At 56.1% G+C, this 24,127-nt stretch carries 24 protein-coding genes; 9 read left to right on the forward strand and 15 right to left on the reverse strand.

Annotated features, from left to right (window positions below):
* Positions 1-30: 30 nt before the first annotated feature.
* The 4 genes from BFV63_RS19275 to dolP are packed head-to-tail and all read left to right on the forward strand — an operon-like array spanning position 31 to position 3,719.
* Positions 31-2,169: a penicillin-binding protein activator gene (locus BFV63_RS19275; RefSeq protein WP_048241751.1), complete on the forward strand. Its 2,139-nt coding sequence runs from the start codon at positions 31-33 to the stop codon at positions 2,167-2,169.
* Positions 2,127-2,522 (forward strand): YraN family protein, encoded by a 396-nt coding sequence (locus BFV63_RS19280; RefSeq protein ID WP_003861751.1) that lies wholly within the window; start codon positions 2,127-2,129, stop codon positions 2,520-2,522. Before BFV63_RS19275 ends, BFV63_RS19280 begins: the two co-directional genes overlap by 43 nt.
* Positions 2,523-2,543: 21 nt before the next feature.
* Positions 2,544-3,134 (forward strand): DnaA initiator-associating protein DiaA, encoded by a 591-nt coding sequence (diaA, locus tag BFV63_RS19285; protein ID WP_003861754.1) that lies wholly within the window; start codon positions 2,544-2,546, stop codon positions 3,132-3,134.
* A gap of 9 nt (positions 3,135-3,143) precedes the next feature.
* Complete coding sequence (gene dolP / locus BFV63_RS19290; RefSeq protein WP_003861756.1) at positions 3,144-3,719, forward strand: division/outer membrane stress-associated lipid-binding lipoprotein; 576 nt, start codon at positions 3,144-3,146, stop codon at positions 3,717-3,719.
* Positions 3,720-3,769: 50 nt separating this feature from the next.
* Here the strand turns inward: dolP and BFV63_RS19295 are convergent, their stop codons facing one another.
* Positions 3,770-4,807 carry a permease gene (locus BFV63_RS19295; RefSeq protein WP_003861758.1) on the reverse strand — a complete coding sequence of 346 codons (1,038 nt, stop codon included), beginning with the start codon at positions 4,805-4,807 and terminating at the stop codon, positions 3,770-3,772.
* Positions 4,808-4,847: 40 nt separating this feature from the next.
* Positions 4,848-5,492 (reverse strand): NAD(P)H-binding protein, encoded by a 645-nt coding sequence (locus BFV63_RS19300; protein WP_023304489.1) that lies wholly within the window; start codon positions 5,490-5,492, stop codon positions 4,848-4,850.
* 128 nt (positions 5,493-5,620) lie between these two features.
* On the opposite strand from BFV63_RS19300, the gene BFV63_RS19305 reads away from it, so the two are divergent.
* A complete protein-coding gene (locus tag BFV63_RS19305) occupies positions 5,621-6,139 on the forward strand; it encodes a type 1 glutamine amidotransferase domain-containing protein (RefSeq protein ID WP_015571965.1) in 519 nt (172 codons plus the stop codon).
* Here BFV63_RS19305 and BFV63_RS19310 read toward each other — a convergent pair.
* Positions 6,119-6,553 carry a YhbP family protein gene (locus BFV63_RS19310; RefSeq protein WP_023314902.1) on the reverse strand — a complete coding sequence of 145 codons (435 nt, stop codon included), beginning with the start codon at positions 6,551-6,553 and terminating at the stop codon, positions 6,119-6,121. The genes BFV63_RS19305 and BFV63_RS19310 overlap by 21 nt on opposite strands.
* Positions 6,554-6,567: 14 nt before the next feature.
* On the opposite strand from BFV63_RS19310, the gene BFV63_RS19315 reads away from it, so the two are divergent.
* Entirely contained in the window at positions 6,568-6,897 is a 330-nt protein-coding gene (locus BFV63_RS19315; protein ID WP_003861768.1) for a GIY-YIG nuclease family protein, read from the forward strand.
* On the opposite strand, the gene BFV63_RS19320 is transcribed toward BFV63_RS19315, so the two are convergent.
* Both BFV63_RS19320 and ubiT read right to left on the reverse strand, forming a co-directional pair.
* Positions 6,884-7,387 (reverse strand): GNAT family N-acetyltransferase, encoded by a 504-nt coding sequence (locus BFV63_RS19320; protein WP_023323783.1) that lies wholly within the window; start codon positions 7,385-7,387, stop codon positions 6,884-6,886. The two genes, BFV63_RS19315 and BFV63_RS19320, sit on opposite strands and share 14 nt — an antisense overlap.
* A complete protein-coding gene (gene ubiT / locus BFV63_RS19325; protein WP_003861771.1) occupies positions 7,381-7,905 on the reverse strand; it encodes a ubiquinone anaerobic biosynthesis accessory factor UbiT in 525 nt (174 codons plus the stop codon). Before ubiT ends, BFV63_RS19320 begins: the two co-directional genes overlap by 7 nt.
* Positions 7,906-8,126: 221 nt before the next feature.
* Here ubiT and ubiU point away from each other — a divergent pair, with 221 nt between their 5' ends.
* The 3 genes from ubiU to BFV63_RS19340 all read left to right on the forward strand — a co-directional run bounded on the left by ubiU (position 8,127) and on the right by BFV63_RS19340 (position 11,094).
* Complete coding sequence (gene ubiU, locus BFV63_RS19330; RefSeq protein WP_003861773.1) at positions 8,127-9,122, forward strand: ubiquinone anaerobic biosynthesis protein UbiU; 996 nt, start codon at positions 8,127-8,129, stop codon at positions 9,120-9,122.
* Positions 9,123-9,129: 7 nt separating this feature from the next.
* Positions 9,130-10,008: a U32 family peptidase gene (locus BFV63_RS19335; RefSeq protein ID WP_048241749.1), complete on the forward strand. Its 879-nt coding sequence runs from the start codon at positions 9,130-9,132 to the stop codon at positions 10,006-10,008.
* Positions 10,009-10,086: 78 nt separating this feature from the next.
* Entirely contained in the window at positions 10,087-11,094 is a 1,008-nt protein-coding gene (locus BFV63_RS19340; protein WP_003861777.1) for a luciferase-like monooxygenase, read from the forward strand.
* Positions 11,095-11,183: 89 nt separating this feature from the next.
* Here BFV63_RS19340 and mtr read toward each other — a convergent pair whose 3' ends face one another.
* From mtr to nusA, 10 genes are all read right to left on the reverse strand, one after another.
* Entirely contained in the window at positions 11,184-12,428 is a 1,245-nt protein-coding gene (gene mtr / locus BFV63_RS19345; protein WP_003861779.1) for a tryptophan permease, read from the reverse strand.
* A gap of 142 nt (positions 12,429-12,570) precedes the next feature.
* Positions 12,571-14,466, reverse strand: a complete 1,896-nt coding sequence (locus BFV63_RS19350; RefSeq protein ID WP_003861780.1) for a DEAD/DEAH family ATP-dependent RNA helicase — start codon at positions 14,464-14,466, stop codon at positions 12,571-12,573.
* Positions 14,459-14,539 carry a protein YrbN gene (gene yrbN, locus BFV63_RS23155; RefSeq protein ID WP_097397692.1) on the reverse strand — a complete coding sequence of 27 codons (81 nt, stop codon included), beginning with the start codon at positions 14,537-14,539 and terminating at the stop codon, positions 14,459-14,461. Before yrbN ends, BFV63_RS19350 begins: the two co-directional genes overlap by 8 nt.
* Before the next feature lie 107 nt (positions 14,540-14,646).
* Entirely contained in the window at positions 14,647-15,531 is an 885-nt protein-coding gene (gene nlpI / locus BFV63_RS19355; RefSeq protein WP_003861782.1) for a lipoprotein NlpI, read from the reverse strand.
* A 110-nt stretch (positions 15,532-15,641) separates the two neighbouring features.
* Positions 15,642-17,780, reverse strand: coding sequence for a polyribonucleotide nucleotidyltransferase (gene pnp / locus BFV63_RS19360; RefSeq protein ID WP_003861786.1), 2,139 nt, complete (start codon positions 17,778-17,780; stop codon positions 15,642-15,644).
* Positions 17,781-18,022: 242 nt separating this feature from the next.
* Positions 18,023-18,292 (reverse strand): 30S ribosomal protein S15, encoded by a 270-nt coding sequence (rpsO, locus tag BFV63_RS19365; RefSeq protein ID WP_003861789.1) that lies wholly within the window; start codon positions 18,290-18,292, stop codon positions 18,023-18,025.
* Between the two features lie 154 nt (positions 18,293-18,446).
* A complete protein-coding gene (gene truB / locus BFV63_RS19370; protein ID WP_003861791.1) occupies positions 18,447-19,397 on the reverse strand; it encodes a tRNA pseudouridine(55) synthase TruB in 951 nt (316 codons plus the stop codon).
* On the reverse strand, positions 19,397-19,801 hold the full coding sequence (gene rbfA, locus BFV63_RS19375; protein WP_003861793.1) for a 30S ribosome-binding factor RbfA: 405 nt from the start codon (positions 19,799-19,801) through the stop codon (positions 19,397-19,399). The genes truB and rbfA overlap by 1 nt, the downstream gene beginning before the upstream one ends.
* A gap of 106 nt (positions 19,802-19,907) precedes the next feature.
* Complete coding sequence (gene infB / locus BFV63_RS19380; protein WP_003861796.1) at positions 19,908-22,595, reverse strand: translation initiation factor IF-2; 2,688 nt, start codon at positions 22,593-22,595, stop codon at positions 19,908-19,910.
* Positions 22,596-22,619: 24 nt separating this feature from the next.
* Complete coding sequence (gene nusA, locus BFV63_RS19385) at positions 22,620-24,122, reverse strand: transcription termination factor NusA (RefSeq protein WP_003861798.1); 1,503 nt, start codon at positions 24,120-24,122, stop codon at positions 22,620-22,622.
* Positions 24,123-24,127: the final 5 nt, after the last annotated feature.

Consider the following 24,127-nt stretch of genomic DNA (forward strand, 5'->3'; position numbering starts at 1 on the left):
GCATTGCGTAAAAAAATCACTGGATACAGTATGGTACCGTTAACGTTTCTTCAAAAAAAAGCCGCGCACAGCGTGCCCCTCCTGCTGGCAGCCCTGATCTTTACCGGCTGCGGCACCCAGGCACCTGACCAGAGCACTGCTCATATGCAGGGATCCGCTCAGGCTGATTCTGGCTTTTATCTGCAACAAATGTCGCAGAGTACAAATGATACCAGGATCAACTGGCAATTACTCGCCATTCGTGCACTGCTGAAAGAAGGGAAAACCCAGCAGGCCGCCGAGCTGTTCAGCCAGCTGCCGCAGGATCTTAACGACACTCAGCGCCATGAGCAGACGCTGCTGTCAGCAGAACTGAAGGTCGCGCAAAAAGATTACGACGGCGCGAAGAAGATCCTCGGCACCATCGATCTCAGCACGCTGGATAAAAACCAGCAGGCCCGTTTCTGGCAGGCCGGTATCACCGCTGAGCAGGGCCGCCCTTCCCTGACGCTACTCCGCGCGCTGATAGCCCAGGAGCCTCTGCTCGCGGGTGCGGACAAGCAGAAAAATATTGATGCAACCTGGCAGGCGCTCGCCTCCATGACCCAGGATCAGGCCAAAGCGCTGGTAATCAACGCCGATGAAAATGTTCTGCAAGGCTGGCTGGATCTGCAACAGATGTGGTTCAACAACCGCAGCGATCCGAACATGCTGAAAGCTGGCATTACCGACTGGCAAAAGCGTTACCCGCAAAACCCGGGAGCGAAAATGCTGCCAACGCAGCTGGTGAACGTGCAAAACTTTAAGCCCGCCTCCACCAGCAAAATCGCCCTGCTGCTGCCGTTAAACGGTCAGGCAGCGGTGTTTGGTCGCGCCATTCAGCAAGGTTTCGAAGCCGCGAAAAACGGCACTACCGCCGTCAGCGGTAGCGCGGTTCCGACCCAGGCAGCACAGGCGGCGAATGTGAATGACGTTGTCAGCCCGTCCGCCGCCGAAACCAGCGACCTGACCACCGCGCAAACCCCTGCGCAGGGCACCATGCAGAATCCGGTTACCGCCCCAACGACGCAGCCCGCTCCCCCTGCGCCTGCGGCAACACAGGCCCCGGCTGAAACACCGGCGCCCGTGACGGCAGAACAACCTCAGCCGCAAACCGCGCAGCCGGAACAGCAGCCAGCAACCCAGCCGCAGGCTGTGGCCACCACCAGCGCTAACCCTGGTGCAGTGTTGAAAATCTACGACACCAGCGCCCAGCCGCTTGACCAGGTGCTGGCGCAGGTTCAGCAGGACGGGGCCAGCATCGTTGTCGGCCCGCTGTTGAAAAACAACGTGGAAGCGCTGATGAAGAGCGACACCACGCTGAACGTGCTGGCGCTTAACCAGCCTGAGCAGGTTCAGAACCGCGCCAATATCTGTTACTTCGCCCTCTCTCCGGAGGATGAAGCCCGCGATGCGGCCCGTCATATTCACGAGCAGGGCAAGCAGGCGCCGCTGCTGCTGATCCCACGCAGCACGCTGGGCGATCGCGTTGCCAACGCGTTTGCGCAAGAGTGGCAGACCCTTGGCGGTGGCGTGGTGTTGCAGCAGAAATTTGGCTCAGCTGCCGAACTGAGAGCGGGCGTGAACGGCGGGGCAGGTATTGCCCTCAACGGTAGCCCGGTATCCGCCAGCCTGCCGCAGCAGCAGAGCGTCACCATCGGCGGTCTGACGATCCCAGCGCCCCCTACCGACGCGCAAATCAGCGGCGGCGGTAAAGTGGATTCGGCGTACATCGTCGCTACGCCGGAAGAGATCGCCTTTATCAAACCGATGATCGCCATGCGTAACGGCAGCCAGAGCGGCGCAACGCTCTACGCCAGCTCACGCAGCGCACAGGGTACCGCAGGCCCGGATTTCCGTCTGGAAATGGAAGGACTGCAATACAGCGAGATCCCGATGCTGGCAGGCAGCAACCCGCAGTTGATGCAGCAGGCGCTGGGCGCGGTGCGCAATGACTATTCCCTGGCGCGTCTGTACGCGATGGGCGTCGATGCCTGGGCGCTGGCAAACCACTTCACCCAGATGCGCCAGGTACCGGGCTTCGAGCTTAACGGGAATACCGGCGATCTGACCGCCGATCAGGATTGTGTGATTAACAGGAAGTTATCATGGCTCAAATACCAGCAGGGGCAGATTGTCCCGGCCAGTTAAGCCGTAAACAGACCGGCGACGCGTGGGAGTTAAAGGCGCGTCGCTGGCTTGAAGGCAAAGGACTGCGCTTTGTCGCCGCCAACGTTCGCGGGCGCGGCGGCGAGATTGACCTGATCATGAAAGACGGTCAGACCATCGTGTTTGTTGAAGTTCGCTACCGACAGTCGTCCCGTTTTGGCGGTGCTGCCGCCAGCGTGACGCTCGCCAAACAACAAAAATTATTACAGACTGCCCACTTGTGGCTTGCCCGCCATAATGGGAGTTTTGATACTGTGGATTGCCGTTTCGATGTGGTAGCCTTCACCGGAAATGCGATCGACTGGCTTAAAAACGCGTTTGGCGAAGACGCATAAATAAGATTTTAAAGGGATACCGTGCTCGAACGAATTAAAGTGTGCTTCACAGAAAGCATTCAAACGCAGATTGCCGCGGCGGAAGCCCTTCCGGACGCGATCTCGCGTGCAGCGATGACACTGGTTCAGTCGCTGCTCAACGGCAACAAAATCCTCTGTTGTGGCAATGGCACGTCCGCCGCCAACGCACAGCATTTTGCTGCCAGCATGATCAATCGCTTCGAAACCGAGCGCCCAAGCTTACCTGCCATTGCACTAAACACCGATAACGTGGTCTTAACTGCGATTGCCAACGATCGTCTGCATGACGAAATCTACGCCAAGCAGGTGCGCGCCTTAGGCCATGCCGGAGACGTGCTGCTGGCGATCTCCACGCGCGGTAACAGCCGGGATATCGTTAAAGCGGTTGAAGCGGCAGTGACCCGGGATATGACGATTGTCGCCCTGACCGGTTACGACGGCGGTGAGCTGGCTGGCCTGCTGGGGCCGCAGGATGTGGAGATCCGCATTCCTTCGCACCGTAGCGCCCGCATCCAGGAGATGCATATGCTCACGGTGAACTGCTTATGCGATCTGATCGATAACACGCTTTTCCCTCACCAGGATGATTAAGGAGTTCTCATGAAGGTTTTATCGGCCCTTGCAGTCGTGATGTCTGCATTACTGCTTCAGGGATGCATCGCTGCCGCTGTAGTCGGTACCGCAGCGGTCGGCACCAAAGCAGCGACCGATCCGCGTACCGTTGGGACGCAGGTGGATGACGGTACGCTTGAGCTGCGCGTAAACAGCGCACTGTCGAAAGACGAGCAGATCAAGAAGGAAGCACGCATCAACGTGACGGCTTATCAGGGCAAAGTGCTGCTGGCAGGCCAGGCGCCAAATCCTGAACTCGCCTCGCGCGCCAAACAGATCGCGATGGGTGTGGAAGGCACGGCGGAAGTGTATAACGAGATCCGCCAGGGCCAGCCGATTGGTCTCGGCACCGCGTCATCTGATACCTGGATCACCACCAAAGTGCGTTCCCAGCTGCTGGGTACCGACCAGGTGAAATCCTCAAACGTGAAAGTGACCACGGAGAACGGCGAAGTGTTCCTGCTGGGTCTGGTGACGGAACGTGAAGGGAAAGCGGCAGCGGATATCGCCAGCCGGGTGAGCGGCGTGAAACACGTCACCACCGCCTTTACTTACATTAAGTAATTCCCACCTGGCTACAGGCCCGGTAAGCGCTAGCGCCACCGGGCTTTTTTTCACACAAGCGCCATACTCCCCACAATCACTCCACTCAACGCCACCAGCCCCGCAGTCAGCCACAGCGCTTTCGCCGGGAATGATTTACGCAGCATGATAAGCGACGGCAGACTCACCGCCGGCAGCGTGATGAGCAGCGCCAGCGCTGGTGCGGTCCCCATACCGGCCATCATCATGGTCTGAATAATCGGGATCTCCGCCGCGGTTGGGATCACGAACAGGCAACCGGCCACCGCCATCGCAATCACCCACATCAGCGTGTTGTCGATAGCGCCATCCGCATGCGGGAACAGCCAGACGCGCGCGGCCCCCAGCACCAGTACGGCCAGGATATAGACCGGAATGGTGCTCCAGAAAAGCTGCCACAGCGCTTTGCCCCAGCGAGCAAAGAAACTGCCCTGCGGCTCGCTGACGTCCAGCTCAACGGAAGCAGACCCGGCCTCGTTGTCTTTCACCAGGTGCTGCACCAGCGTAGCGACAAGCACCACCGTCAGCAGGCCAGCCGCCAGACGGATAAACGCGAAATGCCAGCCGAGAACGAAGCCCATAAACACCAGCGTTGCCGGATTCAGCAGTGGGTTACCCATCCAGAAGGCAAGCGCGCCGCCCATCGACACGCGCTGTCGGCGCATACCCGCCGCCACCGGTGCGGCGCAGCAGGAACACATCATGCCCGGCAGGGAGAAAATCGTCCCCAGCAGCGTGCCCTGCAAGCGCGGCTGTCCCAGGGTTTTCACCAGCCAGTTACGCGGGATAAGTACCTGAATCAGCGAGCCCAGCAATACGCCCAATACCGCCGCTTTCCAGACGGCAAGAAAATAGACCATTGCGTAATCCCACGCCGCGCGTAGCGGGCTGGAATCGGCCTGCGCGAGAATCGATTTACCGATGCTGTGGGTGTCGGCGGCGGTGAAGGCTTTACCGTAGTACGGCTGCCATTTCACATACCAGAGGCCAATGATGACCACGAGAAAGAAGAGTGCGGGCTTCCACCACTGAACAGGTGTTGCCGCCTGAGATGAAGACTGACCAGTCATACCATTCCCCGGAAGGTGTTATTTAATAAGCCGGGGAAGTTTACGCCTCGCCCTGCGCGATTTCACGCAGTTTTGCCGAAGGGATAATATTAACCCCCTCCTGCGACGGAGCCAGCGCCTCTTTTAGCATCGCCAGCGCGACATCCCGCGCCTCGATGGACTTCCAGTTACCCGGCAGAATGCGAAACAGCGGAGCGAAAAAAGACTCGTTAAAACGACGTTCGTCACGGTGCCCCATCAGCATGGAAGGCCGCGCGATGGTCAGGCGCTCCCATTTCTGCGCGATTAACGCCTCTTCCATTTTGCCCTTCACCTGGTTGTAAAAAAACGGCGAGCCTGCGTTCGCGCCGTGCGCGCTGACCACCAGGAAATGTTTTGCGCCCAGCTTTTTCGCCGTCAGGGCGGTATCCACCACCAGCGTGTAATCCGCATGGACAAAAGCTTCTTTACTGCCCGCTTCCCGTCGGGTGGTGCCAAGGCAGCAAAAGGCGATATCAATGGGATCCTGCACCTGCGCCAGCGCGTCGGTGAGCTGTGGATCGTGCGGGTTATAGACGCCGGTGATATCCAACAGCGGGCGACGCGTCGGGGCGGCGATATAATTGATATGCCGATCCTGGATCAGCAGCCGCAGCAGATGTCCACCCACCAGCCCGGTTGCGCCGGTAATCAGTACCTGACTCATCTTATCCCCTTTACAGAATTGTCCGTTTGCGTTCTGGGCCTGCTCTACCACACTTAAAAGTCTGTTACAGGTAAGTATTTACCACAAACGGGAAAAAAACAGTCTGAAGCGAAAACAACGGAGGAAGCATGGGTAAAAAAATCGCAGTCTTGATTACCGACGAGTTTGAAGATTCAGAATTTACGTCGCCAGCAGAGGCATTCCGCAAGGCGGGCCACGAGGTGGTCACCATCGAGAAAGAAGCGGGTAAAACCGTGAAGGGCCATAAGGGCGAAGCCAGCGTGACCATTGACGAATCCATTGATAACGTCAGCCCGTCGGATTTCGACGCCCTGCTGTTACCGGGCGGCCATTCACCGGATTCCCTGCGCGGAGACGAGCGTTTCGTCACCTTTACCCGTGACTTCGTCGGCACCGGTAAACCGGTATTTGCCATTTGCCACGGTCCGCAGCTGCTGATCAGCGCCGAGGTGGTACGCGGGCGTAAGCTCACCGCGGTGAAGCCGATCGTTATCGATCTGAAAAACGCGGGAGCCGAGTTCTACGATCAGGAAGTGGTGAACGATAACGATCAGCTGATCACCAGCCGTACACCGGACGATCTGCCGGCGTTTAACCGTGAAGCGCTACGCCTGCTCGGCGCGTAACCAGTGCAGCTTTTTACCAAAGCCCAGGGTGTTGTCGGTAAATTTCAGCTCATCAAGGCGGATTTCCCACACCGGGGCTTTTAGCGCCGCAGCCACCGGGAAGCGGCGCGTATAGCGTTTACGTTGCGCGTCGCTCTCCTTCCCTTCCAGGCGACGAATTTCACCTTTGAACTGGACCCCGCGGATCAGCGCAACAGTTTTAGGCTGACCGTTTACCGTACCTGCCACTTTTGCCTGCTGGCCCGTCATCTGCGCATGCCGCGTTTTGTCTTCGCTCATTACGTAAAAGGCCACGCGCTCGGGATCGTAGTAATAAAAGGCATTTGCGCACCACATCTCCTCGTCTTTACAGACGCACCAGGTCACGACATGCTGCTTTGCCAGCCAGCGGTTAATGGCGGCCAGTGTTTCCATTTTCGCTCTCTCTCATGCTATGGTGCGTTCACCTTAACATACTGAATCTGTTTACTGTGTGCTGGTTTCTCTATCTTGTCCGAACCGCTGATAACGCACTCTACACCGGGATCACTACCGATGTGGCACGGCGTTTTTTACAACATCAAACGGGGAAAGGGGCGAAAGCACTACGGGGGAAAGGTGAACTTCAGTTAGCGTTTTCAGCCGCCGTGGGCGACAGATCCCTGGCGCTCAGGCTGGAATACCGCATCAAGCAGCTGACAAAGCGCCAGAAAGAGCGTCTCGTCAACGGGGACGGCTCTTTCGAGGCGCTACGCGAAAGCCTGCTTAAAAACGATTGAAATGATCGTGGTACTCCACCAGACCGGTAACGCCGTCGAGCGCATCATCTGCCAGATGATGCACCTGGAAAGATGTTTCCGTGCCCGGCCAGTGGCAGCGCAGATCGTATCTGGACGCTGGCTCAAAACCTAAACGTTCGTAGAACGCCGGATCGCCCAGAACGACGACAGCGGCATAGCCAAATTCATTCAGTGAATCCAGTCCTTCATAGACCAGCTGGCGCGCCAGGCCCTGGCCACGGTAGTTTTCATCCACCGCCAACGGCGCCATGCCGACCCACTGCAACTCTTCACCCTGCACAATCACCGGGCTGAAGGCCACGTAGCCGACCACCTGCCCTTCATCGTCAGTGGCAACCAGGCCCAGCGTAATCAGGCCATCTTCGCGAAGATCGTGAACCAGTTGGGCTTCGGCGTCGCCTGCAAAAGAGCGGCGTAACAACGCATCGATACCCGGCGCATCAATCCCAATTTCGACTCGAATCAGCATGGTTCACCTACTGAAGTGTGTTTACTGTCCGGCGGGGTTTTTAGCCCGGCCTCAACGAAATCTGCCATTTGCATCAACATCATACGCAGCGCTTTCGGCATCTGCTCCAGCTCAATGGCATCCATTAAATTTTTGACGTACAGACCGAGCTCCGTGTCGCCTTCAATCACCAGACGACGCTGGAAGAAGAGGGTGTCCGGATCCTGTTTGCGCGCGGCGATCATCAGCAGATCGCTGGCATCCGCGCTAAAGCTGACATCCGCCTCGGCGGTTTCACGGACGATAAGCCGATCGTTCTCAACGGAAGTAAACCAGCGCAACCCGATATCGCGCACTTCAATCTTTAACCAGCGGCCTTCCAGAAACTCCAGCTCACCGTCCTGTAGCGCCTGGCGGAACTGCCAGCTCAGTACCTGTTCCAGCACCTGGCGTTTAAGCGCGAACGGCGCCAGTTTTACCGGCACGCTCAGCATTGATGGACCAAATTGTACGAGACGTGAACGCAGTTTATCCAGCACGAGCTTTACTCCCTGATAGCTATAGTCCTGCTATTTTGCCATATCCCGACAAGAAGATAGCGGCGTAAATCAACAAACCGTTGTCCGGTGTACCTCATTATTGGTGCCATCAATACGCCATTAGCTGCCTTAAATCAAAAATTGTCGCGTATGGGTTAATTAAAATCCCAGCTCGTTAACATTTTTTACGATCCCTGCGATCGACAACATCGGGATAAATTATGGAGCTGCTCTGCCCTGCCGGAAACCTTCCGGCGCTTAAGGCGGCCATCGAAAATGGGGCCGATGCGGTCTATATCGGGCTGAAAGATGATACCAACGCCCGCCATTTTGCGGGTCTTAACTTTACGGAGAAAAAGCTTCAGGAAGCCGTTAACTTCGTTCACCAGCACCGGCGCAAACTGCACATCGCCATCAATACCTTTGCCCATCCTGATGGCTATGCCCGCTGGCAGCGCGCCGTGGATATGGCGGCCCAGCTGGGCGCCGATGCGCTGATCCTGGCCGACCTCGCCATGCTTGAGTATGCGGCAGAACGTTATCCGCATATTGAGCGCCACGTCTCTGTTCAGGCATCGGCCACCAATGAAGAGGCCGTGCGTTTTTATCATCGACACTTTGACGTAGCCCGCGTGGTGCTGCCGCGCGTGCTCTCTATTCATCAGGTTAAGCAACTGGCGCGCGTCACGCCAGTGCCGCTGGAGGTTTTTGCCTTCGGCAGCCTGTGCATCATGGCTGAAGGCCGCTGCTATCTTTCTTCCTATCTCACCGGGGAATCGCCAAATACCGTCGGCGCCTGCTCGCCTGCCCGCTTCGTTCGCTGGCAGCAAACACCGCAGGGACTGGAGTCACGCCTGAATGACGTGTTAATTGACCGCTATCAGGACGGTGAAAACGCGGGGTATCCGACACTGTGCAAAGGCCGATATCTGGTGGACGGCGAGCGCTACCACGCGCTGGAGGAGCCCACCAGCCTCAACACGCTGGAACTGCTGCCAGAGCTGCTGGCCGCCAATATTGCCTCGGTGAAAATCGAAGGCCGCCAGCGCAGCCCGGCCTACGTGAGCCAGGTGGCAAAGGTGTGGCGTCAGGCCATCGACCGCTGCATGGCGGACCCGCAAAACTACGCTCCGCAGGCGGCATGGATGGAGACGCTCGGCGCGATGTCCGAAGGCACCCAAACCACGCTCGGCGCGTATCACCGTAAATGGCAGTGAGAAAATCATGAAATATTCATTAGGGCCGGTGCTTTACTACTGGTCAAAAGAGACGCTGGAAGATTTTTACCAGCAGGCCGCTATCAGCAGCGCCGATGTGATTTACCTCGGCGAAGCGGTGTGCAGCAAGCGCCGCGCCACCAAAGTGGGCGACTGGCTGGATATGGCGAAAAGCCTGGCCGGCAGCGGCAAGCAGGTGGTGCTCTCGACGCTGGCGCTGGTGCAGGCGTCCTCTGAACTGGGCGAGCTGAAGCGCTACGTCGAAAACGGTGAGTTCCTGCTGGAGGCGAGCGACCTGGGCGTGGTGAACATGTGCGCCGAACGTAAGCTGCCGTTTGTCGCCGGACATGCCCTGAACTGCTATAACGCCGTGACCCTGCGCCTGCTGCTCAAACAGGGGATGACCCGCTGGTGCATGCCGGTTGAACTCTCCCGCGACTGGCTGGCCAACCTGCTTACACAGTGCGAAGAGCTGGGCATTCGCAACAAGTTTGAAGTGGAAGTTCTGAGCTATGGGCATCTGCCGCTGGCCTACTCTGCCCGCTGCTTCACCGCACGTTCCGAAGATCGTCCGAAAGACGAGTGCGAAACCTGCTGCATTAAGTACCCGAACGGACGCAGCATGCTGTCGCAGGAGAATCAGCAGGTGTTTGTTCTTAACGGCATTCAGACCATGAGCGGTTACGTCTATAACCTCGGCAACGAACTGGCGTCAATGCACGGGCTGGTGGATATGGTGCGTCTTTCGCCGCTGGATACCGGCGTATTCGCCATGCTGGACGCCTTCCGCGCCAACGAAAACGGCGCCTCGCCGCTGCCGTTGACCGCAAACAGCGACTGCAACGGTTACTGGCGACGTCTCGCCGGGCTGGAATTGCAGGCGTAAAAAAAGCTCACTTTGTTAACAACGGTTATCATTTTTTAATGCAGTATTAAAGATTGACCGTCGACAAAGTGAGCTGTTATGACTGACAAAACCATTCCGTTTTCGGTGCTGGATCTGGCGCCGATCCCACAAGGCTCCTCGGCCAGAGAAGCCTTCACGCACTCTCTCGATCTTGCTCAGCTTGCCGAAAAGCGCGGCTATCATCGCTACTGGCTGGCGGAGCACCACAATATGGTGGGCATCGCCAGCGCCGCCACCTCGGTGCTGATTGGCTATCTGGCGGCGAATACCACCACACTGCACCTGGGCTCCGGCGGCGTGATGCTGCCAAACCACGCCCCGCTGGTGATTGCTGAGCAGTTCGGGACGCTGAATACCCTCTATCCGGGCCGTATTGATCTAGGGCTTGGCCGCGCGCCGGGCAGCGACCAGCCGACCATGCGCGCCCTGCGTCGCCATATGAGCGGCGATATCGATAACTTCCCGCGCGATGTGGCGGAGCTGGTGGACTGGTTTGACGCGCGGGATCCGAACCCGCACGTGCGTCCTGTGCCGGGGTACGGGGAAAAGATCCCGGTATGGCTGTTAGGCTCAAGTCTGTACAGCGCGCAGCTCGCCGCCCAGTTGGGGCTGCCGTTTGCGTTTGCCTCGCATTTCGCACCGGATATGCTGCATCAGGCGCTGCATCTCTACCGCACGCACTTCAAACCGTCCGAGCGTCTGGAGAAACCGTACGCGATGGTCTGTATCAATATCATTGCCGCCGACAGCAACCGCGACGCGGAATTCCTGTTCACCTCCATGCAGCAGGCGTTTGTGAAGCTGCGTCGCGGTGAGACGGGCCAGTTGCCGCCGCCAGTAGAGAATATGCATCAGCTGTGGTCGGCCTCCGAGCAGTATGGCGTGCAGCAGGCTCTGAGTATGTCGCTGGTAGGTGATAAGGCGAAAGTGCGTCACGGGCTGGAGTCGGTGCTGCGTGAAACCCAGGCGGATGAGATTATGGTTAACGGCCAGATTTTCGATCACCAGGCGCGTCTGCATTCGTTTGATTTGGCAATGCAGGTGAAAGAGGAGTTGGTGGGGTAGTTTTTTGCTATGCCCGGTGGCGCTTCGCTTACCGGGCCTACGGGATCGCGTAGGCCGGATAAGGCGTAGCCGCCATCCGGCACAAAAACTTACTGATATACCGGCAACAGGTTAAAACTCGACAGCACGTGGACCACCGCGTTGCCGATACCAAATACCAGAATCAGCGCAATCATCGGCTTTCCGCCCCAGACGCGGAATTTCGGGCTGCCGAAGCGCTTACGTGATTTGCGCGCCAGCAGCGCCGGTACAATCGCCGCCCAGATGGTGGCCGCCAGTCCCGCATAGCCGATGGCGTACAGGAAACCGTTCGGCCACAGCAGGCCGCCCACAATCGGCGGCAGGAAGGTCAACAGCGCCGTTTTGAAGCGCCCCGTCGCAGAGTCATCAAAACCAAACAGATCCGCCAGGTAGTCAAACAGGCCCAGCGTCACGCCGAGGAATGAACTCGCCACCGCAAAGTTCGAGAAGACCACCAGAAGCAGATCCAGGCTGCGGCTGTTCAGCACGCCGCCCAGCGCCTGTACCAGCACATCAATGTTACCGCCCTTCTGCGCAATGCCGATAAATTCCGGACGCGGGATGTTACCCATCGTCCCCAGCAGCCAGATCACATACAGCGCCAGCGCCAGCAGCGTGCCGTAAACCAGGCATTTCACGATGGTGCGCGGATCCTTGCCGTAGTACTTCATCAGGCTCGGTACGTTACCGTGGTAGCCAAACGACGCCAGACAGAACGGCAGGGTCATCAGCAGGTACGGCGTATAAGAGGTGTTCGTTTCGGCAACGTTAAACAGCGTGGCCGGCGTGACGTGCCCCAGCAGGCTGCCGAAGGTAAGAAAGAAGGTGATGACCTTTGCGCCCAGCACGATTGCCGTCATGCGGCTGACCGCTTTGGTGCTCATCCAGACGATAAACGCCACGCCCAGCGCGAAGCAGAGACCCGCCAGACGCGCCGGAACGTTCAGCGACATCTCTGAGAAGGTGTGATGCAGAATCGACCCGCTCGCTGAAATGTACGCGTAGGTCAGGATATAGAGTACAAACGCGATGGACAGCCCGTTCACCAGGTTCCAGCCTTTGCCCAACAGATCCCGGGTGAGGGTGTCGAAGCTGGAGCCAATGCGGTAGTTCAGGTTTGCTTCAAGGATCATCAGCCCGGAATGGAGCATGCAGAACCAGGTGAAAACCAGCGCCGCCAGCGACCAGAAGAACCACGCACCGGACATGACCACAGGCAGGGAAAACATCCCGGCACCAATGATGGTTCCGCCGATGATCACCACGCCGCCAAGCAGCGAAGGTGACGTTTGGGTGGTGGTTAGTGTTGCCATGCGGCCTTATCTCCAGTGAAAAATGTGGTTCTGCATTTTAGTGTGTTGCACTGTACCAGTACAAGAGTACAAAAGGAATAAAAAAAGCCCCGATAGCGACTATCGGGGCTGTATATTTTACTTTACGTCAGAAGCGAAAGGCTTACGCGTCACCGAAACGACGACGGCTGGCACCTTCTTCACGGCGTGGACCACGGTTTTCGCGGCGCTCGCCGGAGAAACGACGGCCTTCACCACCGCGACCTTCGCTGCGACCGCCTTCACGACGCTCGCCACCGAAACCGCGACCACCGCCACGACGTTCGCCGCCACGGTCAGGACGTGGCTGTGCATCGCCCAGCAGCTGCATGTTCATCGGCTTGTTCAGGATGCGGGTGCGAGTAAAGTGTTGCAGTACTTCGCCCGGCATGCCTTTTGGCAGCTCGATGGTGGAGTGGGAACCGAACAGCTTGATGTTACCAATGTAACGGCTGCTGATGTCGCCTTCGTTAGCGATCGCGCCAACGATGTGACGAACTTCAACACCATCATCACGGCCCACTTCAATGCGATACAGTTCCATTTCGCCAGCGTCACGACGCTCGCGACGTGGACGGTCTTCACCACCACGCTCTGGACGGTCACCGCGTGGACCACGGTCGTTACGGTCGCCACGACGTTCGAAACGATCGTCACGGTCACGGAACTCACGCTTAGGACGCATCGGCGCATCAGGTGGCACGATCAGGCTACGTTCGCCCTGCGCCATTTTCAGCAGTGCTGCGGCCAGGGTTTCCATGTCCAGCTCTTCGCCTTCAGCGACAGGCTGGATCTGGGACAGCAGCGCACGGTACTGATCCAGATCGCTGCTTTCCAGCTGCTGCTGTACTTTCGCGGCGAATTTTTCCAGACGGCGTTTGCCCAGCAGTTCTGCGTTTGGCAGCTCAGCTTCTGGAATGGTCAGCTTCATCGTGCGTTCAATGTTACGCAGCAGACGACGCTCGCGGTTCTCAACGAACAGCAGCGCACGGCCTGCACGACCCGCACGACCGGTACGGCCGATACGGTGAACGTAAGACTCGGAGTCCATTGGGATATCGTAGTTTACAACCAGGCTGATACGCTCAACGTCCAGGCCACGTGCTGCCACGTCGGTTGCAATCAGGATATCCAGACGACCGTCTTTCAGACGCTCCAGAGTCTGCTCACGCAGGGCCTGGTTCATGTCGCCGTTCAGCGCTGCGCTGTTGTAGCCGCTACGCTCCAGGGCTTCAGCCACTTCCAGGGTCGCGTTTTTGGTACGTACGAAGATAATCGCCGCATCAAAATCTTCCGCTTCCAGGAAACGGACCAGCGCTTCGTTTTTGCGCATGCCGTATACAGACCAGTAGCTCTGGCTGATGTCCGGGCGAGTGGTCACGCTGGACTGAATGCGCACTTCCTGCGGCTCTTTCATGAAGCGGCGGGTAATGCGACGGATCGCTTCTGGCATAGTTGCAGAGAACAGAGCGGTCTGATGACCTTCCGGGATCTGCGCCATGATGGTTTCTACGTCTTCGATGAAGCCCATACGCAGCATTTCATCGGCTTCGTCCAGTACCAGGCCGCTCAGTTTAGAGAGGTCCAGGGTACCGCGCTTCAGGTGATCCAGCAGACGGCCCGGCGTACCGACAACAATTTGTGGGCCCTGGCGCAGGGCGCGTAACTGCACGTCATAACGCTGGCCGCCGTACAGGGCTACCACGTTTACGCCGCGCATATGTTTAGAGAATTCCGTCATGGCTTCAGCAACCTGAACAGCCAGTTCACGGGTTGGAGCCAGGACGAGGATCTGCGGCGCGCGCAGGTCCGGATCAATGTTGTTCAGCAGCGGCAGCGAGAATGCTGCGGTTTTACCGCTACCAGTCTGGGCCATGCCCAGCACGTCACGACCAGAAAGCAGGTGTGGGATACACTCAGCCTGGATCGGAGATGGTTTTTCGTAACCCAGATCGTTAAGGGCTTCAAGGATAGGAGCCTTCAGGCCCAGATCTGCAAAAGTGGTTTCGAATTCAGCCATGTAGTACAAGTGCCTCGATATTAATGGCGGCCAGTCTACTTAGCTCATCGTGAAAATGATTAGCAATTTTCATTGAAAAGTGTGAACCGGCTCAAATTAGGTGTATTGACGAACAACAACGCCCTCACCAGTGAAGGTGATGGCAATCAAAAGATTACGGGCTGATGTTTATGTCGTCAGCTATTGCTGGTCCGATTCTGCCAGGTCGTCTTGCTCCTGGCCCAAGAGCGATAATTCCAACAATGCATAACGGTGCTCAACGAAGTTATGTACGTTGTTAGCAACCGCTAATTTGAACAGTGCCGTAGCGCTGTCCATATCCCCCAGACTTAGGTAGTACTTACCTAAATAGAAGTTGGTTTCACTGAGATGCTCAGCGAGCGAGGTGTTATCCGTTGCGTCCGCCTTGAGGCGTTCCATCAGCGTTGCTTCGCTAATGTTGCCCAGGTAGAACTCGACAATGTTCCATCCCCACTGTTCCTTGTCCGATTTCTCGAAGCGCTGTTTCAGTGCTTCTTTGGCCTGCTTCTCATCAAGCTTCTGCTCAACGATGTAAAGCCACAGGCTGCGGAAAGGATCATTAGGATCGTCTTGATAAAACGCCAGCAGATCATCTTGCGCTAACTTATCACGTCCGCCGTAATACAATGCGATACCGCGATTCAAGTGCGCGTAGTTGTAAGTTGGATCAAGCTCAAGTACAGAATCAAACGCTTCATAGGCAGCATCAAAATTGCCTGCCTGCGTTAAATAAATGCCTAAGTAATTGAATACTTCAGGCATATCAGGTCGAATCGCCAGCGCTTGTGAAAAATCATTTCGCGCCAGTGCCCTCAGACCGAGACTATCATACAACACTCCGCGCTCATATAAAAGCTGTGCGCGTTCGTCATCGGTTAAAGCCCGACTGGCAAGTATTTGTTCCATGCGTGCCAGAATGACTTCCTGCTGCAAAGTCGGTTGCAATGGCACTGCGAGGACTTCGCTCTTACGCCAGGCAGAGTTGCTGCATCCTGCCAGCGTTAAAGCTGTCGCAACGAAACACCAGCGCAAAAAAGGCTTCATTTCCCACTCCCGAAGACAACTATTGGATGAACGTCCTGTCCCCCGGCGGCTTAACAAGGCGTCCTGCCTGATAATAAGCCCTCCGCCTGCGCGGAGGGCAAATGGCAACCTTACTCGCCTTGCTGTTCAGCAGCCGGAGCTTCCGGCGCCGCAGCAGGCTGAGACTGCTCGGTTGCTTCTTTAATGCTCAGACGGATACGGCCCTGGCGGTCAACTTCCAGAACTTTCACCGGTACTTCCTGACCCATTTGCAGGTAATCGGTCACTTTCTCAACGCGCTTGTCAGCGATCTGAGAGATGTGTACCAGACCTTCTTTACCGCCACCGATGGCAACGAATGCGCCAAAGTCAACGATACGGGTCACTTTACCATTGTAGATACGGCCCACTTCGATTTCTGCCGTGATCTCTTCGATACGACGGATAGCGTATTTCGCTTTCTCGCCGTCGGTTGCTGCGATCTTCACAGTACCGTCATCTTCGATTTCGATGGTGGTGCCCGTTTCTTCGGTCAGTGCACGGATAACGGAACCGCCCTTACCGATAACATCTTTGATCTTGTCTGGATTGATCTTGATGGTGTGAATACGCGGAGCGAATTCAGAGATATCACCGCGTGGCGCGTTGATAGCCTGTTCCATCACGCCCAGGATGTGCAGACGCGCACCTTTAGCCTGGTTCAGAGCAACCTGCATGATCTCTTTGGTGATACCTTCAATTTTGATATCCATCTGCAAGGCAGAGATACCGTCGCGGGAACCCGCCACTTTGAAGTCCATATCACCCAGGTGGTCTTCATCACCCAGAATGTCAGACAGAACAACGTAGTTGTCGCCTTCTTTCACCAGACCCATTGCGATACCCGCAACGGCGGCTTTAATTGGCACGCCTGCATCCATCAGCGCCAGAGAAGCGCCACACACGGAAGCCATGGAAGAAGAACCGTTGGATTCAGTGATTTCAGACACCACACGTACGGTGTACGGGAATTTGTCTGCTTCTGGCATCACTGCCAGCACGCCGCGCTTCGCCAGACGACCGTGACCAATTTCACGACGCTTCGGTGAGCCAACCATACCGGTTTCGCCCACAGAGTACGGAGGGAAGTTGTAGTGGAACAGGAAGCTGTCAGTGCGCTCGCCCATCAGTTCGTCGATGATCTGTGCGTCACGTGCAGTACCCAGGGTCGCGGTTACCAGCGCCTGCGTTTCACCACGGGTGAACAGCGCAGAACCGTGAGTACGTGGCAGTACGCCAGTACGCACGTCCAGACCACGGATCATGTCTTTTTCACGGCCATCAATACGCGGCTCGCCTGCCAGTACGCGGCTACGAACAACGTTTTTCTCGATGGCATGCAGGATTTCACCAATTTCGTTAGCGTCCAGCGTTTCGTCTTCGGCAACCAGGGTCGCGGTTACTTCAGATTTGATCACATCAACCTGAGCATAGCGCTCCTGTTTGTCGGTGATGCGGTATGCGTCGCTCAGACGAGATTCTGCCAGTGCAGCAACGCGTGCGTTCAGCGCGTCGTTGGCCGCTTCTGGCTGCCAGTCCCAACGTGGTTTACCGGCTTCTTTCACCAGGTCGTTGATGTTCTGGATAACAACCTGCTGCTGGTCGTGGCCGAAGACCACAGCGCCCAGCATCTGGTCTTCGCTCAGCAGTTCAGCTTCGGATTCAACCATCAGCACCGCGGCTTCAGTACCGGCGACAACCAGGTCCAGCTTACTCTCTTTCAGCTCTTCCTGAGTTGGGTTCAGCACGTACTGATCATTGATGTAACCCACGCGCGCAGCACCGATTGGACCATTGAATGGAATACCAGACAGTGACAGGGCAGCAGACGCACCGATCATCGCAACGATGTCCGGGTTAACCTGCGGGTTAACGGAAACAACGGTTGCGATAACCTGCACTTCGTTCACGAAGCCTTCCGGGAACAACGGACGAACCGGGCGGTCAATCAGACGCGCGATCAGGGTTTCGCCTTCGCTTGGACGGCCTTCACGACGGAAGAAGCCACCTGGGATTTTACCGGCAGCGTAGGTACGCTCCTGGTAGTTAACGGTCAGTGGGAAGAAGTCCTGACCTGGTTTAGCTTTTTTCTGGCCAACTACGGTAACGAATACAGCAGTGTCATCCATGCTTACCATAACGGCAGCAGTAGCCTGACGCGCCATCATGCCGGTTTCCAGCGTGACGGTATGCTGACCATACTGGAATTTACGAACGATCGGATTCAGCAAAGTTCTGTCCTTTCTTAAATGTTTGAAAGCACACCTCAGGTGTGCTGACGATTTAACCCGACCTTCTTCGCATCCTCGCGACTAATGACAACCGACACCCCCATGGGTGAAGCCTCTCATTAGCCGCGCGAACCTCTGCAATGAAGATCATTTATAGCAACAATACAATAGTTTCCATTGAATTGCTGCCGTCTGGTTGAAAAAAGGGGCCATCAGGCCCCCTTTTCTGAAACTCGCAAGAATTAGCGACGCAGACCCAGACGCTCGATCAGCGCGGTGTAGCGTGCAACATCTTTACGCTTCAGGTAGTCGAGCAGTTTACGACGCTGAGAAACCATACGCAGCAGACCACGACGGCTGTGGTGATCTTTTTTGTGCTCTGCAAAGTGACCTTGCAGGTGGTTAATCTGTGCAGTCAGCAGTGCAACCTGAACTTCGGTAGAACCGCTGTCGTTAGTACCACGACCAAACTCAGAAACGATTTTAGCTTTAGCTTCAACGCTTAGAGACATTTTCAAACTCCAAAGTATAAAGAATGTAAGGATGCCGATCTCTAATTCAGCTATCCCATGTACGCCCCGCAGATTGTTAAACAATTTACCAGGCGTTAAGCGGCGATATTCTACTCGTCTCCCCTGCTTATCGCAAGGTAAGGCGTTATCACCGTCACGCTTCGACCGGATATTCGACGACCAGACGACGCGGCGCCACACGCCCTTCGCCGTCCATTTCGCCCATACCGATGAATTTCCCTTCGTCACCTTCCGTCACGCGTACCAGGCCCTCAAGCGGTGCCCCCGTTGTGCGAACCGGGTTTCCGTTCTTAAAGTAAACGGACGATGTTAAAGGAAGATTAACAACCGGGAAGTCCACTGCCGGACTGTCCATTGGCATCAGCAGGGGGTCCAGCAGATCGGCCGGCGCAACGCCCTGCGCTTGCGCCTGCTCAATCAGGGCGTGCAGATGCTCAAGCGTCACCATGCGTTCGACCGGATATTTGCTGACCGCCAGACGACGCAGATAAATCACATGCGCGCCGCAGCCCAGCTTTTCACCGAGGTCATCAATAATGGTGCGGATATAGGTCCCTTTCGAACAGTGTACTTCCAGCTCGAGTTCATCACCTTCGTGACGAATGAACAGCAGCTCATACACGGTAATCGGACGAGCTTCGCGCGGAACCTCAATGCCCTGACGTGCATATTCGTAGAGCTTTTTGCCCTGATATTTCAGCGCCGAATACATCGACGGCACCTGTAGCGTATCACCACGGAAGCTGTCCAGCGCCGCATCAAGTTGCTCTGCGCTGAAGGTCACCGGGCGCTCTTCCACCACCTGGCCATCTGCATCGGAGGTATCCGTGCGCTGGCCCAGTTTGGCAATCACGCGGTAGCGCTTATCGGAATCCAGCAGGTACTGGGAAAACTTTGTCGCTTCCCCCAGGCAGATCGGCAGCATGCCGGTTGCCAGCGGATCCAGCGCGCCAGTGTGCCCTGCTCGGTTGGCGTTATAAATACGCTTCACTTTTTGCAGCACGTCGTTGCTGGATGCGCCCTGTGGTTTATCCAGCAAGAGCACGCCATGCACGTCACGACCGCGACGACGAGGACGACTCATCAGTCCTCCTTGCTGTCGTCCGCCGGGTTAACACGACGCTCATCGTCATGTTTCACCACGCTGGTCACCAGGTTGGACATACGCATACCTTCAACCAGCGAGTTGTCGTAGAAGAAGGTCAGCTCTGGCACGATACGCAGGCGCATCGCTTTGCCAAGCAGAGAGCGAATGAAACCAGAGGCTTCCTGCAACGCTTTAATGCCGTTCTTCACAGCGTCTTCATCCTGGTCATTCAGGAAAGTTACAAACACTTTGGCGTACGCCAGGTCGCGGGACATTTCCACGCCAGACACGGTGGTCATCATACCCACGCGTGGATCTTTGATTTCACGTTGCAGAATGAGAGCGATCTCTTTCTGCATCTCCTGCGCGACGCGCTGTGGGCGACCAAATTCTTTCGCCATAATAAATTCTCCAGACAAAAAAGGGGCTTAAGCCCCTTTTTAAAATTACTGCCGGGTGGCGCTTCGCTTACCCGGCCTACGCTCATTAATCTTCTGTTGAAGAAGATTACGCGATGGTACGCTGAATTTCGATGATCTCGAACACTTCGATCATATCGCCAACGCGAACGTCGTTGTAGTTCTTCACGCCGATACCACATTCCATGCCGTTACGGACTTCGTTAACGTCATCTTTAAAGCGGCGCAGGGATTCCAGCTCGCCTTCGTAGATAACCACGTTGTCACGCAGTACGCGGATTGGGTTGTGACGCTTGATGGTCCCTTCGGTAACCATACAGCCCGCGATCGCACCGAATTTCGGTGATTTGAACACGTCACGTACTTCAGCCAGACCGATGATCTGCTGTTTCAGCTCAGGAGACAGCATGCCGCTCATCGCTGCTTTCACTTCGTCAATCAGGTTATAGATGACGGAGTAGTAACGCAGATCCAGGCTTTCAGCATCAATCACTTTACGCGCAGATGCGTCAGCACGAACGTTGAAGCCAACCAGGATCGCGTTGGACGCTGCTGCCAGAGTTGCGTCGGTTTCGGTGATACCACCTACGCCAGAACCGATGATCTTCACTTTCACTTCGTCGGTAGACAGTTTCAGCAAGGAGTCGGAGATCGCTTCCACAGAACCCTGAACGTCCGCTTTCAGAACAACGTTCACTTCGTGAACTTCGCCTTCGGTCATGTTGGCGAACATATTCTCGAGTTTAGATTTCTGCTGACGAGCCAGCTTCACTTCACGGAATTTACCCTGACGATACAGAGCGACTTCACGCGCTTTCTTCTCGTCACGTACGACGGTTACTTCGTCACCGGCAGCCGGAACACCGGACAGCCCCAGGATTTCCACTGGAATGGACGGACCCGCTTCCAGCACTTCCTGACCCAGTTCGTTACGCATCGCGCGAACGCGACCGTATTCGAAACCACACAGAACGATGTCGCCCTTGTGCAGAGTACCTTCGCGAACCAGAACGGTTGCAACCGGACCACGACCTTTATCCAGGAAGGATTCGATTACCGCGCCGCTCGCCATACCTTTACGAACCGCTTTCAGCTCCAGAACTTCAGCCTGAAGCAGGATGGCGTTCAGCAGGTCGTCGATACCGGTACCCGCTTTTGCAGATACAGGGATGAACTGTGCTTCACCGCCCCACTCTTCCGGCATAACGCCGTACTGGGACAGTTCGTTCTTCACGCGATCCATATCGGCTTCTGGCTTATCGATTTTGTTGACTGCAACAACCAGAGGCACCTGCGCCGCTTTCGCGTGCTGGATAGCTTCAATGGTCTGCGGCATCACGCCATCGTCGGCAGCAACAACCAGAACAACGATATCCGTTGCCTGAGCACCACGAGCACGCATTGAGGTAAACGCTGCGTGGCCTGGGGTATCCAGGAAGGTGATCATGCCGTTTTCGGTTTCTACGTGGTAAGCACCGATGTGCTGGGTAATACCACCCGCTTCGCCGGAGGCAACCTTAGTAGAACGAATGTAGTCAAGCAGAGAGGTTTTACCGTGGTCAACGTGACCCATGATGGTCACAACCGGTGCGCGCGGTTCAGCCGCTGCGCCCGTATCACGGTCGCTCATTACTGCTTCTTCCAGCTCGTTTTCACGACGCAGGATAACTTTGTGGCCCATCTCTTCGGCAACCAGCTGTGCGGTTTCCTGGTCGATGACCTGGTTAATGGTGGCCATTGCGCCCAGTTTCATCATCGCTTTGATGACCTGAGAGCCTTTCACCGCCATTTTGTTAGCCAGTTCGCCAACGGTGATAGTTTCGCCGATCACAACGTCACGGTTAACGGCCTGAGCAGGCTTCTGGAAGCCCTGCTGGAGAGCGGAACCTTTACGCTTGCCGCCTTTACCGCCGCGAACCGCTGCACGCGCTTCTTCACGGTCAGCTTTTGATTCAGCGTGTTTGTTACCTTTTTTCGCAGGACGCGCAGCTTTTGCACTGCGAGTACGACCACGACCACCTTCTACTTCGCGGTCGTTGTCGTCTTCTGCCTGACGCGCATGCTGAGACGTGGTGACGTGATAATCGCTGGTATCTTCAGTTGGTTCAGCAGTATTCACACCATTCTTCTCGTTTTCTTCTGCCATGCGACGCGCTTCTTCGGCGACGCGGCGAGCTTCTTCTTCAAGCTTGCGGCGGGCTTCTTCTTCCGCTTTACGCTTCAGCTCGGCAGCTTCATTTTCACGGCGGGCTTTTTCAGCCTGGGCAGTTTTGGTCATTTCGTCGGTCTGTTGATTGCTCACTTTGTCTTTTTCCGCAGCGTCACGCTTCGCTTTTTCACCGGCGTCGCGTTTCGCTTTTTCTGCGGCCTCACGTTCAGCTTTTAATTCTGCTTCACGTTTGGCAGTGGCTTCTGCCTCACGCTGAGCTTGTTCTTCCGCTTCACGCTGTGCCTGCTCTTCCGCGGCAAGGCGTTCTGCCTCTTGCGGATCACGTTTTACAAAGGTGCGCGTCTTGCGGACTTCAATTTGTACCGACTTGCTTTTGCCACCGGTACCAGGGATGTTCAACGTGCTACGCGTTTTACGCTGTAGCGTTAACTTGTCAGGCGTAGAGCCGTGTTCACGGTTCAGGTGCGCTAACAAGGTTTGTTTTTCTTGCGCGGTCACCGAGTCATCAGCGGACTTCGGGATCCCTGCATCAGCAAATTGCTGTACCAGGCGGTCCACGGAGGTCTGAATCTCAGCAGCCAGCGATTTTACAGTTACATCAGTCATGCTGTTCCTTCCTGCTACAGTTTATTACGCTTCGTCGCCGAACCAGCAAATATTACGTGCGGCCATGATGAGTTCGCCGGCTTTCTCGTCGGTTAAACCTTCGATATCGGCCAGGTCATCAACGCCTTGCTCAGCGAGATCTTCCAGCGTACAAACACCACGGGCAGCCAGCTTGAACGCAATCGCACGATCAAGACCTTCCAGATTCAGCAGGTCATCAGCCGGCTTCTTATCGCCAAGGCTTTCTTCCTGAGCCAGCGCCAGGGTGGTCAGTGCGTTTTTAGCGCGTTCACGCAGGGCTTCAACGGTTGGTTCATCCAGACCGTCAATTTCCAGCAGCTCTTTCATTGGCACGTAGGCCAGTTCTTCCAGCGTAGAGAAACCTTCTTCAACCAGCACAGTGGCGAAGTCTTCGTCAATGTCCAGGTATTTGGTGAAGGTATCGATCGCCGCGTGGGCTTCAGCCTGATGCTTAGCCTGAAGGTCATCAACGGTCATCACGTTGAGTTCCCAGCCGCTCAGCTGTGACGCCAGACGTACGTTCTGACCGTTACGGCCAATCGCCTGCGCCAGATTGCCCGCTTCTACAGCGATATCCATGGTGTGTTTGTCTTCGTCAACAACGATAGACGCCACATCAGCCGGTGCCATTGCGTTGATCACGAACTGCGCCGGGTTGTCGTCCCACAGAACGATATCAATGCGCTCGCCGCCCAGTTCGGTAGAAACCGCCTGAACACGTGCGCCACGCATACCGACGCAAGCACCGACCGGGTCGATACGCTTGTCGTTGGTTTTCACCGCAATTTTCGCACGGGAACCCGGATCGCGGGCCGCCGCTTTGATTTCGATAACTTCTTCGCCGATTTCCGGCACTTCGATACGGAACAGTTCAACCAGCATTTCTGGTTTAGAACGCGTCACGAACAGCTGTGCACCACGCGCTTCAGGACGTACGGCATACAGCACACCACGAATACGATCGCCTGGGCGGAAGTTTTCACGCGGCAGCATGTCTTCGCGCAGGATGACGGCTTCAGCGTTACCCGGCAGTCCTTCGGATTTGATCTCCAGAGAGATGTTGTCGCGGTTCACTTTCTTCACCACGCCAGTGATGATTTCGCCTTCCTGATCGCGGAACTGATCGACAACCAGCGCGCGCTCGGCTTCGCGAACTTTCTGCACGATAACCTGCTTCGCGGTCTGGGTGGTGATACGGTCGAAGGTAACAGATTCAATCTGATCTTCAACGTAGTCACCCACGTTCAGACTTTCGTCTTCAAAACGTGCCGCTTCCAGGGTGATCTCTTTGGTCGGTTGGGTCACTTCTTCAACGATTACCCAACGACGGAATGTATCGAAGTCACCGCTTTTACGATCGATTTCTACGCGAACATCGATCTCTTGTTCGTATTTTTTCTTGGTTGCTGTAGCCAGTGCACTTTCCAGCGCTTCGAAAATCTTCTCACGCGGCAGTGATTTCTCGTTGGAGACGGCTTCAACAACAGCCAAAATTTCTTTGTTCATCGCGG

Origin of the sequence: Enterobacter hormaechei subsp. xiangfangensis (assembly GCF_001729785.1) — a bacterium.
GTDB lineage: Bacteria > Pseudomonadota > Gammaproteobacteria > Enterobacterales > Enterobacteriaceae > Enterobacter > Enterobacter hormaechei_C.

What these genes read in the sequence shown, in the direction of transcription:
- BFV63_RS19340 (WP_003861777.1), top strand. Translation starts at nt 10,087, where the DNA reads ATGACTGACAAAACCATTCCGTTTTCGGTGCTGGATCTGGCGCCGATC.
- BFV63_RS19310 (WP_023314902.1), bottom strand. Translation starts at nt 6,553, where the DNA reads ATGGAAACACTGGCCGCCATTAACCGCTGGCTGGCAAAGCAGCATGTC.
- mtr (WP_003861779.1), bottom strand. Translation starts at nt 12,428, where the DNA reads ATGGCAACACTAACCACCACCCAAACGTCACCTTCGCTGCTTGGCGGC.
- BFV63_RS19275 (WP_048241751.1), top strand. Translation starts at nt 31, where the DNA reads ATGGTACCGTTAACGTTTCTTCAAAAAAAAGCCGCGCACAGCGTGCCC.
- nlpI (WP_003861782.1), bottom strand. Translation starts at nt 15,531, where the DNA reads ATGAAGCCTTTTTTGCGCTGGTGTTTCGTTGCGACAGCTTTAACGCTG.
- BFV63_RS19320 (WP_023323783.1), bottom strand. Translation starts at nt 7,387, where the DNA reads ATGCTGATTCGAGTCGAAATTGGGATTGATGCGCCGGGTATCGATGCG.
- yrbN (WP_097397692.1), bottom strand. Translation starts at nt 14,539, where the DNA reads ATGAAAATTGCTAATCATTTTCACGATGAGCTAAGTAGACTGGCCGCC.
- ubiU (WP_003861773.1), top strand. Translation starts at nt 8,127, where the DNA reads ATGGAGCTGCTCTGCCCTGCCGGAAACCTTCCGGCGCTTAAGGCGGCC.
- rbfA (WP_003861793.1), bottom strand. Translation starts at nt 19,801, where the DNA reads ATGGCGAAAGAATTTGGTCGCCCACAGCGCGTCGCGCAGGAGATGCAG.
- nusA (WP_003861798.1), bottom strand. Translation starts at nt 24,122, where the DNA reads ATGAACAAAGAAATTTTGGCTGTTGTTGAAGCCGTCTCCAACGAGAAA.
- BFV63_RS19295 (WP_003861758.1), bottom strand. Translation starts at nt 4,807, where the DNA reads ATGACTGGTCAGTCTTCATCTCAGGCGGCAACACCTGTTCAGTGGTGG.
- BFV63_RS19300 (WP_023304489.1), bottom strand. Translation starts at nt 5,492, where the DNA reads ATGAGTCAGGTACTGATTACCGGCGCAACCGGGCTGGTGGGTGGACAT.
- infB (WP_003861796.1), bottom strand. Translation starts at nt 22,595, where the DNA reads ATGACTGATGTAACTGTAAAATCGCTGGCTGCTGAGATTCAGACCTCC.
- BFV63_RS19305 (WP_015571965.1), top strand. Translation starts at nt 5,621, where the DNA reads ATGGGTAAAAAAATCGCAGTCTTGATTACCGACGAGTTTGAAGATTCA.
- rpsO (WP_003861789.1), bottom strand. Translation starts at nt 18,292, where the DNA reads ATGTCTCTAAGCGTTGAAGCTAAAGCTAAAATCGTTTCTGAGTTTGGT.
- truB (WP_003861791.1), bottom strand. Translation starts at nt 19,397, where the DNA reads ATGAGTCGTCCTCGTCGTCGCGGTCGTGACGTGCATGGCGTGCTCTTG.
- BFV63_RS19335 (WP_048241749.1), top strand. Translation starts at nt 9,130, where the DNA reads ATGAAATATTCATTAGGGCCGGTGCTTTACTACTGGTCAAAAGAGACG.
- dolP (WP_003861756.1), top strand. Translation starts at nt 3,144, where the DNA reads ATGAAGGTTTTATCGGCCCTTGCAGTCGTGATGTCTGCATTACTGCTT.
- BFV63_RS19280 (WP_003861751.1), top strand. Translation starts at nt 2,127, where the DNA reads ATGGCTCAAATACCAGCAGGGGCAGATTGTCCCGGCCAGTTAAGCCGT.
- BFV63_RS19350 (WP_003861780.1), bottom strand. Translation starts at nt 14,466, where the DNA reads ATGGCTGAATTCGAAACCACTTTTGCAGATCTGGGCCTGAAGGCTCCT.
- BFV63_RS19315 (WP_003861768.1), top strand. Translation starts at nt 6,568, where the DNA reads ATGCTATGGTGCGTTCACCTTAACATACTGAATCTGTTTACTGTGTGC.